We start from the raw sequence: 11,205 nt of genomic DNA, 5'->3' as shown, positions 1-11,205 counted from the left end.
CCTTGCCAACGGCGCCGCCATGACAGCCATACCCAGAACCCCTGGGCCCTCCGATCTTACGAATGACCAGAGCAACCACCCTTGAAAGGTAGGACTGCCATGGACAGGAATTTGGACGCGGACGTCATCGTCGTCGGGGGCGGCCCGACCGGACTGATGCTGGCCGGGGAACTGCGCCTGGGCGGGGCGAGCGTCGTCGTCGCCGAGGAACTGGAGCGGCCCACCGGCCAGTCGCGCGGCCTCGGCTTCACCGCCCGCGCCCTGGAGTCGTTCGACCAGCGCGGTCTCGTCCCCCGCTTCGGCGGCCTGGAGACCAGCCCGATGGGCCACTTCGGCGGTGTCGTGTTCGACTACACCGTCCTGGCGGACGCCCACTTCGGCGCCCGCGGCATCCCGCAGTCCCGGACGGAGGCGGTGCTGGAGGAGTGGGCCGCCGAACTGGGCGCAGACATCCGCCGCGGCCGGCGCTTCCTCTCCGCGGAGCAGGACGAGAGCGGCGTCACTGTCACCGTGGCCACCTCGGACGGCGAACAGGAGGAGCTGCGCGGCCTGTTCCTGGTGGGCGCCGACGGTGGGCACAGCGCGGTGCGCAAGGACGCCGGATTCGCCTTCCCGGGCACCTCCGCGACCCGCGGTATGTACCTCGCCGACGTGGTCGGCTGCGCCGTGCGGCCGCGACCGCTGGGGGAGCGGTTGCCCGGCGGCATGGTGATGGCCGCGCCGCTCGCCGAGGGCGTGGACCGCATCATCGTGTGCGAGCACGGCACACCGCCCGCGGACCGCAGCGAGACACCCGAGTTCGCCGAGGTCGCCGCGGCCTGGCAGCGCCTGACCGGCGAGGACATCTCCGGCGGCGGTGCCGACTGGGTCAGTTCCTTCACCGACGCCACCCGCCAGGTCACCGAGTACCGGCGGGGCCGGGTGCTGCTCGCCGGCGACGCCGCGCACATCCACCTGCCGGCCGGCGGCCAGGGCCTGAGCACCGGCGTCCAGGACGCCGCCAACCTGGGCTGGAAGCTCGCCGCCACCGTGCGGGGCACCGCTCCCGCGGGCCTGCTGGACACGTATCACGCCGAACGCCATCCGGTCGGCGTACGACTGCTGTCGAACACCCGGGCCCAGGGGCAGGTCTTCCTCGGCGGCCCCGAATCCCGGCCGCTGCGCGACCTGTTCGCCGAACTGATCGGCCTCGACGAGGTCAAGCGGCATCTGGCGGGCGCGGTCAGCCATCTCGACGTCCACTACGACCTCGGCCCGGACGGCCCCGCCCCCGTCGGCCACCGGCTGCCGCCGCGCACCCTGGACACCGGGCGCGGGCCGGTCCGCACCCCCGAACTGCTGCACCCGGCCCTCGGCGTCCTGCTCGACCTGTCCGACGCGGCCGACCTGCGGGCGGCCGCGGCCGGCTGGAAGGACCGGGTCGTCACCGTCACCGGCACCCCACCGACCCCCGGGACGTTCGACGGGGCCGCCGCGCTGCTGGTCCGCCCCGACGGCTACATCGCCTGGGCGGGCGCCGACCCGGCCGGTCTGGAGGCCGCCCTGCACCGCTGGTTCGGCACCCCGGACCCCGGCGCGGCGGACGCCGACCCGACCGGACTCGAAGCGGCCATGGACCAGTGGCTCGGCACCCCGGACCGTACATGAGCGCCCTCACGACCGAAGCCGCCGGGCCGGCGGCCCTTCCGTGGTCGATGTCACCGGGAGTACGCCCCATCGCCCTGTCGGCCGGGGACCTCACCCTCTCGGCGCTCATCTCCCGGCCGGCCGGCCCGCCACGCGCCACGGTCGTCGCCGTGCACGGCGGCGGGACGAGTTCCGGCTACTTCGACGGACAGGCGCACCCCGACGTCTCCCTGCTCGCGCTGGGCGCACGGCTCGGCTACACCGTCGTGGCTGTCGACCGGCCCGGATACGGACTGTCCGCCGCCCGGCTGCCCCGCGGCCAGGCGCTGGCCGAGCAGTCGGCGGCGCTGCGGGCGGCGCTGGCCCACCTCGGGGAGCGGTGCGCGACGGGCGACGGAGTCTTCCTGCTCGCGCACTCCTTCGGCGGCGAACTGGCGCTGACCTACGCCGCGTCCGCCGCCGGCGAGGGCCCGGCCCCGGCCCCGCCCGAGCTGCTCGGGCTCGACATCTCCGGCCTCGGCCGTGACTACGCCACCGAGCCGGACGCCCTCGCCGATCCGCCTCCCGGTCACCACTGGAAGCGGCACTGGGGCGCCCTGCGCCTCTATCCGCCGAACACCTTCCGGGAGGCGGCGTCCATGGTCGCGCCCCTGCCCGAACGGGAGCGCGCGGAGGCCCCGTTGTGGCCCGGGCGCTTCGCCGGTACGGCCGCGCGGGTACGCGTCCCGGTGCGGTTGACCTTCGCCGAGTGCGAACTGTGGTGGCGCCACGACGACCGGGCCCTCGCCGACCTCGCCGCCCAGTTCACGGCGGCGCCGTCCGTCGCTGTCGACCGTCAGTCCGGCGCCGGCCACAACATCAGCCTGGGCTGGGCCGCCCGCACGTACCACCTGCGCGCCTTCTCGTTCTTCGAGGAGTGCCTCGCGCGCCGGGCCGCGGGCGCCTCTGCCGGCACGGCCCGTTGACCGATGGAGAACAAGCGGCGTACGCCCTTCCGGTCCCTGGCCGTGCACAACTTCCGGCTCTTCGCGGTCGGCCAGGTCGTCTCCGTCGCGGGCACCTGGATGATGGTCACGGCACAGGACTGGCTCGTGCTGTCGCTGACCGGGGACTCCGGGACGGCGCTGGGCACCGTCACCGCCCTCCAGTTCACCCCGCTGCTGCTGTTCACGCTGTACGGCGGCCGGCTCGCCGACCGCTACGACAAGCGGCTGCTGCTCGGCGTCGCCAACCTGGTCTCGGGGGCCCTCGCCCTGGTCCTGGCGGTACTCGTGCTGACCGGTTCGGTCCGGCTGTGGCACGTTCACCTGTTCGCACTCGGGCTCGGCACGGTCAACGCGGTCGAGGTGCCGGCCCGGATGGCCTTCGTCAGCGAGATGGTCGGCCCGGACCTGCTGCCCAACGCCTCGGCCCTGAGCGCCGCCTACTTCAACACGGCCCGGGTGCTCGGACCCTCCCTCGCCGGGCTGCTCATCGCCGCACTGGACGTCGGCCCGGTCATGGTGCTCAACGCGCTCAGCTATCTGGCCACGGTGATCGCCCTGCGTCGCATGCGGCCCGGGGAACTCAGCCGTCCCGAGCGGGCGGCCCGGGCGGCCCGGGTGATCGACGGGCTGCGCTACGTCCGGAGCCGCCCCGATCTGGTCGTGCCGCTGACGCTGGTCGCGGTGATCGGGTTGTTCGGGTTCAACTTCCAGCTCACCCTGCCGTTGCTCGCCAGGACGGTCTTCGACTCGGACGCCGCCGCGTTCGGGCTGCTGACCGCGGCGTTCGCCGCCGGTTCACTGCTCGCCGCGTTCGCCACGACTCTCCGCGGCGGCAGGCCGACCGCGCCGGCCGTCACCGGCTCGGCCCTGGTGTTCGGGCTGCTGGAGTCGGTGGCCGGCTGGGCTCCGGACTATCCCACCGCCGCTGTACTGCTCGGCCTGACCGGGTTCGCCGCCCTCTACTTCGCCCAAGCCGCCAACCACCGCGTCCAGTTGGGCAGCGACCCCGCGTACCGGGGCCGGGTGATGGCGCTCTACACGCTGATCCTGCAAGGACTCACCCCGCTCGGCGCCCTCCTCGTCGGCTGGCTCACCGTCCGGCACGGGGCCCGTTCGGGCCTGTACGCGGGAGGGCTCGTCTCCTCGGCGGCGGCGATCACCGCACTGACCGCGAGCCGCTTCACCGGGGGCGCGGACCGCCCTACGGCGCTCACGTCCCCTGCCCCGGCATCCTCGGCGACCGGAAGGAACCCATGACCACGGCCCAAGACGATCCGTCCCGCAGACTCGGGCGCTTGCCGCACCCGACCGGCCTGCGCGACCTGCCCCACGACGCGCGGGCCCGCGTGATCGGCCATCGCCTGCGCCTGGAGGTCGAGCGGATGCTCGCGGTGCCTCCCGCGCATCGGCTCTCCTCCCGTCTGCCGCTCTGTCGCCAGGGGCTGGACGCACTGGACGCGCTGCGCCTGGCGCGCGTGATCCGGGACGACCTGGGCACCGAGGTGCCGGCCGAGACGCTGCGCGAGAGCACCCTCGACGAACTGGCCGAACTGCTCGCCCGCTGACGTCGTACTCGTCCACCACTACCAGAAACGGAGATCCGCAGATGAGCCTCGTGGCACCCGGTGAACTCTCCGGCCGGCTCGACGAGTTGGCCGAACGCAAGGACCTCGCCCGTGAAGGCGGGAGCGCCCGGGCAACCGAACGGCAGCACGCCAAAGGCAAGTTGACCGCCCATGAGCGCATCGCACTGCTGCTGGACAAGGGCAGCTTCCGCGAGGTCGAGCCGCTGCGCCGACACCGGGCGACCGGATTCGGGCTGGAGGAGAAGCGACCGTACGGCGACGGGGTGGTCACCGGCTGGGGCACGGTCGACGACCGCACGGTCTTCGTCTACGCCCATGACTTCCGGGTCTTCGGAGGGGCCCTGGGCGAGGCCCACGCCACCAAGATCCACAAGATAATGGACATGGCGGTCGCGGCCGGCGCCCCGCTGGTCTCACTCAACGACGGAGCCGGCGCCCGGATCCAGGAGGGCGTCAGCGCGCTCGCGGGCTACGGCGGGATCTTCCGCCGTAACACCCGGGCGTCCGGGGTCATCCCGCAGATCTCGGTCATGCTGGGGCCCTGCGCGGGCGGGGCGGCCTACTCGCCGGCGCTGACGGACTTCGTCTTCGCCGTCCGCGACATCTCGCAGATGTTCATCACCGGCCCGGACGTGGTCCGGGCCGTCACCGGCGAGGAGATCAGCCAGAACGGCCTGGGCGGCGCAGATGTGCACGCCGGGACCTCCGGCGTCGCCCACTTCGTCCACGACGACGAGGAGACGTGCCTGGCCGAGGTGCGCTACCTGCTGTCGCTCCTGCCGTCCAACAACCGGCAACTGCCGCCCGTCGCCCCCACGGGCGACCCCGTCGACCGCTCCGGCGACCGCCTCCTGGACCTGGTGCCGGTCGACGGCAGCCAGTCGTACGACGTCCGCGGGGTCGTCGAGGAACTAGTGGACGACGGCGAGTACATGGAGGTGCACGCGACCTGGGCGCCGAACCTCGTCTGCGCCCTCGCCCGCGTCGACGGACACACCGTGGGTGTCGTGGCCAACCAGCCCGCCGCCATGGCGGGGGTGCTGGACATCAGGGCGAGCGAGAAGGGAGCCCGGTTCGTCCAGTTCTGCGACGCCTTCAACATCCCGCTGGTCACACTGGTCGACGTGCCGGGCTTCCTGCCGGGCGTGGATCAGGAGCACGAAGGCATCATCCGGCGGGGCGCGAAGCTGCTCTACGCGTACTGCAACGCGACGGTGCCGCGGGTCTCCGTGGTGCTGCGCAAGGCGTACGGCGGCGCCTACATCGTGATGGACTCGCGCTCCATCGGTGCCGACATCGCGCTGGCCTGGCCGACCAACGAGATCGCTGTGATGGGTGCGGAGGGCGCCGCCAACGTGGTGTTCCGGCGCGAGATCGCGGCCGCGGACGACCCCGACGCGATGCGCCGGGAGAAGATCGACCAGTACCGGAGCGAGCTCGTCCACCCGTACTACGCCGCCGAACGCGGCCTGGTCGACGACGTCGTCGACCCGCGCGAGACCCGGGAGGCCGTGGCCCAGTCCCTGGCCATGCTCCGCGCCAAGCACACCGACCTGCCGAGCCGCAAGCACGGCAACCCGCCCCAGTGAGCCAGGAGGAACCATGCAGGACCGACCCACCATGACGGATACGCCCTTGCTGCGACTCGAACGGGGCCAGGCCTCTCCCGAGGAACTCGCGGCCCTGACCGCGGTCCTGCTCTCGCGCGGGCTCGCGGCCGGTGCCGTACCGGACGACACCGCGCGGGCACAGCAGGCGGTCGCCCTGTGGCGGCGGCTGGAACGGGTGTCCGGGTTCGAGGGACCGCGCAGCTGGCGCAGTGGCCTCTGAGCGCCGGGCGGCCGGGGACGCCGAAGTGCCGCGGAGTCCGGCCGGTGTCAGTCCGCGCGCGGCCCGGCTGTGCGGTCGCGCAGAACCGACCGGACTCCGGGTTCCAGCCTTCCGAGCCGGTCCACCGCGACCGAGGCGTCCACGGTGCACAGACACTCCGGCGGCACCGCCCGTATCGCGACACGGCGGTCACCGAAGCCGCGCAGTGCCACCGCGCCGACGTACCCGGCGCACAGCGGCAGGTTGCCCACGAGCCAGCCGGCCGGACGGGCGGCGAGTGCGGCCTCGCCCAGACAGTCGAGGCCCGGCCTCCGGGCGAGCCCGGTCCCCAGCCCTTTCAGATAGGCCTCCTTGCGGGTCCACAGCCGGCCGAAGGCTTCCGGCCGGCTGTCTTCGGGAAGTCCCAGGAGCTCCTCGCGCTCGGCCGGATGCAGCGCCGGAAGACAGGCTTCCACCGTCCTCGCCGTCGGTGTCCGCTGGACGTCGGCGCCCACCCGGACGCCGGCCACGGCGGCGAGCGCCAGGCCGTGACTGTGCGAGAGCGAGAACTGGGGGGCGCCGGGCGCCCCGAGCACCGTCGGCCGCCCGTGCCGCCCGCCGTCGCCGTCGTGCCGTTCGCCCGCGAGGACGACACGGTCGGGCGCGATGCCCGTGTACACCGCGAGGACCCGGCGCAGGCCCACGTGCGCGGCGACATACGTCCGGCGGTCGAGGGGCCGCCGGAACGATCCGGCCCGCAGCCTCTCGTGGGCGTCGAGTTCGTGGCCCGGGACGTCGTGGGGCGGTTCGGGGGGCACCAGCAGCCATACGTCCAGCTCGCCGCCCGCGGCACCGGCCGTCCTGGCCGACTCCTCGTGACGGGACGAGAAGACCGCCGCCAGGGTGGAGAACCCCTGACGGCGGCTGTCCCGCGGACCGACTGTGGTCACTCCTCCGAGGAACGCGTGTGCACCACGCGGTAGGTGTTCTCGTCCTGCCAGGTCTGCAGGGACCGGACGCGGGAGTCCACCTTCCGGCGCTCGGGCACCCGCTCCGACTCCGGCTGGGCGCGGAAGGCGTCGTAGGCCTGCTTGCTGTCCCACTGGGAGTAGACGACGACGAACTTGCCGTCGAGGCCACGGGCCCGCAGACCGCGCAGGACCGTGTGGGTGCGGTAGCCGGGCACGTCGAGCAGGTAGGTCTGGGAGGCGCCCAGCGCGTCGAGGAGGTCCTCCTGGCCGGACTCCTCGACACCGAACAGTTCGATGACCGTGTAGTCGTCGCGGTCCGGGGAGATCTCGGTGGCACCACCGGGCCCGGACTTCTGCTGGGTGAACGCGATCTCGTTCTGGAGCAGCCGGATCGAGGTGGTGATCTCACCGAAGAGCGGAAGCGTACGGTGCTTGAACTCCTCGCCCGCGTAACGGGCCTCCAGGTCCTCGGTGCTGCGCCACTGAATGAAGTTGGCCGTGCCGGGCTTGTCCTGGCCGGCGTGGACGGTGCTGGAGATCCAACCCTCGTAGGCCGCGGAATCGACGATCTCGCGCATCGCGGCGAGCAGCTTCTCCTGCTTCTCGGGCGCGTCGGTCGAGAACAGGTTGAGGACCGTCAGATGCCGACCGTCGGCTGCGATCTTCGGCATTCTCTCGTCTCCTTCATGGGCGGAAAGTGGGATACGGAAGGAGCATGGCAAGAGATACGAGGGAATTGAAGAGCTGTCAGGTCCAGGGTTGACTCTGCTTTGCCAAGCCTCCGAGGAGGGCGTCAGGAGCTTTCTCGGTCTTGGTCAGGGATATGAAAAGCGACCTTGGTGGCAGCGGGTTTCGACTGCATGCTCGAACAATGAATCCAGGACAGGAAGTATTCGAGATAGGCGCCCTCCTGGACCGGTATCTCGTTTCTCTTGACGACGACGAGATCGACGACACGTGGGCGCAAGGTCTCTTTACCAAGGACGCCCGGATCGAGTTCCCGATGAGTCGGCACGACGGCATCGAGGGGCTCGCCGACCACCAGCGGGAGGGACTCGCGGCCTTCGCGGGGACCCAGCACCTCGGATCGCCCGCGGTCGTCGCCCTCGACGAGGACGGGGACCGGGCCGTGGTGCGTGCCAACATCATCGCCACCCACGTCCACCACCCCGGAGGCGCGGACGAGCCGTTGTTCCAGGCCGGTACGCTCGCGACCGCCGAGGCGCGCCGCACCGCCGACGGATGGCGGCTGTCGTCCCTGTCACTGCGCGTGCTGTGGACCCGCGGCACCCCGCCCCGCACCCGGGACTCCCGATGATGACCGTACTCGCGGCGCCCAGCTCCCAGGAGATGAAGCTGGCCGTCATGCTGGCCGACATCGCCCTCGTGCTGGTGAGCGGCGCCCTGCTCGGCAGGGTGGCCCAACGGCTGCGCCAGCCCGCGGTCGTGGGGGAGATCACCGCCGGAATCCTGCTCGGTCCCAGTGTCCTGGGCCTGCTGCCCGGGCATTTGACGGACCGTCTGTTCCCCGCGGACGTACGGGTGTTGCTGTCGTCCGTGTCCCAGGTCGGGCTGGTCCTCTTCATGTTCGTGGTGGGCTGGGAATTCGAGAAGCGGCTGATCAGGCCGCACGCGAAACTCGCGGCAAGCGTCTCGATCTCGTCGATCGCGCTGGCCTTCGGCCTCGGCTTCGCCCTGGCGGTGGTCCTCTACCCGCACCACTCGACCGTGCGAGGGCACGAGATCCCCTTCACCGCGTTCGCCACGTTCCTGGGTACGGCGATGTCGATCACCGCCTTCCCGGTGCTGGCCCGGATCCTCGCCGAGAACAAGCTGCTGGGCACCCGGGTCGGCACTCTCTCGCTGGCCAGCGCCGCCATCGACGACGTGCTCGCCTGGTGCCTGCTGGCCTACGTCTCGGCCCTGGTCGCCGCCGACGGCGACTACGGCGACCTGGCGCACATCGGTGCGCTGAGCCTGGTCTATGTGGCGGGGATGTTCCTGGTCGTCAGGCCGCTGGCGGCCCGTCTGGCCTGGCGCTGGGCCGCCGCCGAACGCTGGCCCCTGCTGCTCTCGGTGCTCTGCGCGGGCGCGCTGGCCTCGGCCTGGCTGACGACCTGGATCGGCATCCACGCCATCTTCGGTGCCTTCCTCTTCGGATTCGTCATGCCCCGCGAGCCGGCCGAGTTGCTGGTCCGGCACATCCGCAGGCCCCTCGACAACATGGCCATGGTGCTGCTCCCGGTCTTCTTCATCGTCACCGGCCTGGGGGTGGACCTGGGCGGGCTCTCCGGCGGCGACTTCGTGGCGCTCCTCGCGATCGTCGCGGTGGCCTGTGCCGGGAAGCTGATCGGCGCCGTCGTGCCGGCCCGGCTCGCGGGGCTGTCCTGGCGGGAGACGAAGGATCTGGGACTGCTGATGAACACCCGGGGCCTGACCGAGCTGATCATCCTCAACGCAGCCGTCAGCCTGGGCGTACTCGACGGGCGCATGTTCACCATGCTGGTGGTCATGGCTCTCGTCACGACCGCCATGGCAGGACCGTTGCTGTCCCGCCACCGCCCTGACCCCGCCCCGGCGGGGACCGGAGCGACGCCGGACACCGTCGACCCCGTCGCCGGCCTCAGTCGGCCGCACGCCTGACGAGAGGGACGCCATGACGTCCGTTCCGCGAGTAACTCCCCGACCGCGCACGCCGATCGACGGCCGCACACTGCGCACCGTGTGCGGCAACTTCGCCACCGGCGTCACCGTCATCACCTCCGGAAGCGGTGACGACAGCGGGGGAACCACGGTGAACTCCTTCACCTCGGTCTCCCTCGACCCGCCCCTGGTGCTGATCTGTCTGCACGAGAACTCCCGGCTGCTGCCGGTGATCCGCAGCTCCGGCGGATTCGTCGTGAACCTGCTGACCCGGCAACAGGAGTCCGTGGCCTGGGCGTTCGCCGGCCGTCACACCGCCCGGATCGACGAGGTCCCCCATCGCAGGTCCGAGACCGGACTGCCGGTCCTCGGCGATGCCCTGGCACATCTGGAGTGCCGTCTGACCACCGAGCACGACGGCGGCGACCACAGCATCCTCCTCGGCGAAGTCGTCGGACTCCGTGCCCCCGACGAGGGGCAGCATCCGCTGGTCTTCTTCCAGGGCTCCATGCGTGGACTCGGCGACACCACGGCGGCGCGGCGGAGTTGACCACCGCGCCACCCGGGAGGTCAGGGGCAGGCGGCCTCGGCCGAGTCGAAGTCCTGCCGCGCCTGCTCCACGACGGGCAGGTGCTCGCTCGCCCACACGGCGAGTGAGGCGAACAACGGGCCCAGGCTCTTGCCCAGTTCGCTGATCTCGTACTCCACCCGGGGCGGCACCTCCGGGTAGTACGTGCGCACCACCAGGCCGTCCCGCTCCAGCTGACGCAGCCGCTGCGTCAGCACCTTGGGCGTGATGCTGCCGATATTGCGGTGCAACTGGACGAAGCGCTGGACGCCGTACGCGTTCAGCGTCCACAGGATCGGCGTCGTCCAGCGGCTGAAGACGATGTCCACCACCGGGGCGATCGGGCACGCCTGCTCCGCGCTGACGCGCGGCGCCCCGGCGGTGGTGGTGGGAAGCGTGTCCGCGGGGCTCTTCAGCACGATGGTCACCTTTCGGGAAGTCACTTTCCTCTAGGTACTTAGTTTATCGGTGGTGGTAGCTTCCCGGAACCCGTCGACGCCCGCGGTACGCCGTCCGCCCGAACTCCGAACTGCCCTCATCCTCCTAGGAGTTGCATGTCGATCCCAGCTGCGGCCCCTCGGCCGTACCCGCCCCTGGGCGCCACGGCCGAGAAGTTCCTGGCCGACAACCACCTGTGCACCCTGACCACCGTGCGCGCCGACGGTTCGCCCCATGTGGCGCCCGTACGGTTCACCTGGGACGCCCGGGCCGGCGTCGCGCGGGTCATGACCACCGTGACGCGCCAGAAGGCACGCAATCTGCTGGCCGCGAGCGGCGGCCGGGCCGCCGTCTGCCAGGTGGCCGGGATGCGCTGGATCACCCTGGAGGGTGCGGCGACCGTCTCGACCGACGACGAGCGGCTCAAGGAGGGGATACGCCGCTACACCGCGCGCTACTGGTCCCCACCACCGCAGCCACCGGGCCTCGCCGTCATCGAGATCGCGGTCGACCACGTCATGGGGCTGTACTGAAACAGCGCAGAAGGGGGGCCGGAAAGCGTTTCCGGCCCCCCTTCT

Annotated in this window: 13 protein-coding genes; 10 read left to right on the top strand and 3 right to left on the bottom strand. The window is 71.7% G+C overall.

What is annotated here, in order from left to right:
* Nucleotides 1–99 precede the first annotated feature (99 nt).
* From AB0I51_RS39190 to AB0I51_RS39165, 6 genes are read left to right on the top strand one after another with little or no spacing between them, the layout of a single operon-like run.
* The gene (locus AB0I51_RS39190) at nt 100–1,647 is read left to right on the top strand and encodes an FAD-dependent monooxygenase (RefSeq protein ID WP_362983153.1); all 1,548 of its coding nucleotides are present in this window, start codon (nt 100–102) and stop codon (nt 1,645–1,647) included.
* Nucleotides 1,644–2,591: an alpha/beta fold hydrolase gene (locus tag AB0I51_RS39185; protein WP_362983152.1), complete on the top strand. Its 948-nt coding sequence runs from the start codon at nt 1,644–1,646 to the stop codon at nt 2,589–2,591. The genes AB0I51_RS39190 and AB0I51_RS39185 overlap by 4 nt, the downstream gene beginning before the upstream one ends.
* 3 nt (nt 2,592–2,594) lie before the next feature.
* Nucleotides 2,595–3,869 carry an MFS transporter gene (locus AB0I51_RS39180; RefSeq protein ID WP_362983151.1) on the top strand — a complete coding sequence of 425 codons (1,275 nt, stop codon included), beginning with the start codon at nt 2,595–2,597 and terminating at the stop codon, nt 3,867–3,869.
* Nucleotides 3,866–4,177, top strand: a complete 312-nt coding sequence (locus AB0I51_RS39175; protein WP_362983150.1) for an acyl carrier protein — start codon at nt 3,866–3,868, stop codon at nt 4,175–4,177. Before AB0I51_RS39180 ends, AB0I51_RS39175 begins: the two co-directional genes overlap by 4 nt.
* 41 nt (nt 4,178–4,218) lie before the next feature.
* Entirely contained in the window at nt 4,219–5,787 is a 1,569-nt protein-coding gene (locus AB0I51_RS39170) for an acyl-CoA carboxylase subunit beta (RefSeq protein WP_362983149.1), read from the top strand.
* 13 nt (nt 5,788–5,800) lie between these two features.
* Nucleotides 5,801–6,028: an acyl-CoA carboxylase subunit epsilon gene (locus AB0I51_RS39165; protein ID WP_362983148.1), complete on the top strand. Its 228-nt coding sequence runs from the start codon at nt 5,801–5,803 to the stop codon at nt 6,026–6,028.
* 47 nt (nt 6,029–6,075) lie between these two features.
* Here the strand turns inward: AB0I51_RS39165 and AB0I51_RS39160 are convergent, their stop codons facing one another.
* Together AB0I51_RS39160 and AB0I51_RS39155 are read right to left on the bottom strand one after the other, a co-directional pair.
* A complete protein-coding gene (locus AB0I51_RS39160) occupies nt 6,076–6,957 on the bottom strand; it encodes a 4'-phosphopantetheinyl transferase superfamily protein (RefSeq protein WP_362983147.1) in 882 nt (293 codons plus the stop codon).
* The gene (locus AB0I51_RS39155) at nt 6,954–7,649 is read right to left on the bottom strand and encodes an antibiotic biosynthesis monooxygenase family protein (protein WP_362983146.1); all 696 of its coding nucleotides are present in this window, start codon (nt 7,647–7,649) and stop codon (nt 6,954–6,956) included. Before AB0I51_RS39155 ends, AB0I51_RS39160 begins: the two co-directional genes overlap by 4 nt.
* A gap of 200 nt (nt 7,650–7,849) precedes the next feature.
* Between AB0I51_RS39155 and AB0I51_RS39150 the strand changes: the two genes are divergently transcribed.
* From AB0I51_RS39150 to AB0I51_RS39140, 3 genes are read left to right on the top strand one after another with little or no spacing between them, the layout of a single operon-like run.
* Nucleotides 7,850–8,296: a nuclear transport factor 2 family protein gene (locus tag AB0I51_RS39150; RefSeq protein WP_362983145.1), complete on the top strand. Its 447-nt coding sequence runs from the start codon at nt 7,850–7,852 to the stop codon at nt 8,294–8,296.
* Entirely contained in the window at nt 8,293–9,621 is a 1,329-nt protein-coding gene (locus tag AB0I51_RS39145; protein WP_362983144.1) for a cation:proton antiporter, read from the top strand. Before AB0I51_RS39150 ends, AB0I51_RS39145 begins: the two co-directional genes overlap by 4 nt.
* A gap of 13 nt (nt 9,622–9,634) precedes the next feature.
* Entirely contained in the window at nt 9,635–10,171 is a 537-nt protein-coding gene (locus tag AB0I51_RS39140; RefSeq protein ID WP_362983143.1) for a flavin reductase family protein, read from the top strand.
* A gap of 20 nt (nt 10,172–10,191) precedes the next feature.
* Here the strand turns inward: AB0I51_RS39140 and AB0I51_RS39135 are convergent, their stop codons facing one another.
* Nucleotides 10,192–10,605: a helix-turn-helix domain-containing protein gene (locus AB0I51_RS39135; RefSeq protein ID WP_362983156.1), complete on the bottom strand. Its 414-nt coding sequence runs from the start codon at nt 10,603–10,605 to the stop codon at nt 10,192–10,194.
* Between the two features lie 138 nt (nt 10,606–10,743).
* On the opposite strand from AB0I51_RS39135, the gene AB0I51_RS39130 reads away from it, so the two are divergent.
* A complete protein-coding gene (locus AB0I51_RS39130; RefSeq protein WP_362983142.1) occupies nt 10,744–11,160 on the top strand; it encodes a TIGR03618 family F420-dependent PPOX class oxidoreductase in 417 nt (138 codons plus the stop codon).
* The last annotated feature ends 45 nt before the right edge of the window (nt 11,161–11,205 follow it).

This window comes from Streptomyces sp. NPDC050549 (assembly GCF_040655035.1).
Taxonomy (GTDB): Bacteria; Actinomycetota; Actinomycetes; order Streptomycetales; family Streptomycetaceae; genus Streptomyces.
Note: the sequence above shows the minus strand (reverse complement) of the source record. Positions and strands in the feature narration are given on the sequence as shown.

Bases quoted from the DNA above. Each gene is read 5' to 3' on its own strand.
- AB0I51_RS39150 (WP_362983145.1), top strand. From the start codon at position 7,850: ATGAATCCAGGACAGGAAGTATTCGAGATAGGCGCCCTCCTGGACCGG.
- AB0I51_RS39175 (WP_362983150.1), top strand. From the start codon at position 3,866: ATGACCACGGCCCAAGACGATCCGTCCCGCAGACTCGGGCGCTTGCCG.
- AB0I51_RS39155 (WP_362983146.1), bottom strand. From the start codon at position 7,649: ATGCCGAAGATCGCAGCCGACGGTCGGCATCTGACGGTCCTCAACCTG.
- AB0I51_RS39170 (WP_362983149.1), top strand. From the start codon at position 4,219: ATGAGCCTCGTGGCACCCGGTGAACTCTCCGGCCGGCTCGACGAGTTG.
- AB0I51_RS39140 (WP_362983143.1), top strand. From the start codon at position 9,635: ATGACGTCCGTTCCGCGAGTAACTCCCCGACCGCGCACGCCGATCGAC.
- AB0I51_RS39145 (WP_362983144.1), top strand. From the start codon at position 8,293: ATGATGACCGTACTCGCGGCGCCCAGCTCCCAGGAGATGAAGCTGGCC.
- AB0I51_RS39130 (WP_362983142.1), top strand. From the start codon at position 10,744: ATGTCGATCCCAGCTGCGGCCCCTCGGCCGTACCCGCCCCTGGGCGCC.
- AB0I51_RS39190 (WP_362983153.1), top strand. From the start codon at position 100: ATGGACAGGAATTTGGACGCGGACGTCATCGTCGTCGGGGGCGGCCCG.
- AB0I51_RS39185 (WP_362983152.1), top strand. From the start codon at position 1,644: ATGAGCGCCCTCACGACCGAAGCCGCCGGGCCGGCGGCCCTTCCGTGG.
- AB0I51_RS39165 (WP_362983148.1), top strand. From the start codon at position 5,801: ATGCAGGACCGACCCACCATGACGGATACGCCCTTGCTGCGACTCGAA.
- AB0I51_RS39180 (WP_362983151.1), top strand. From the start codon at position 2,595: ATGGAGAACAAGCGGCGTACGCCCTTCCGGTCCCTGGCCGTGCACAAC.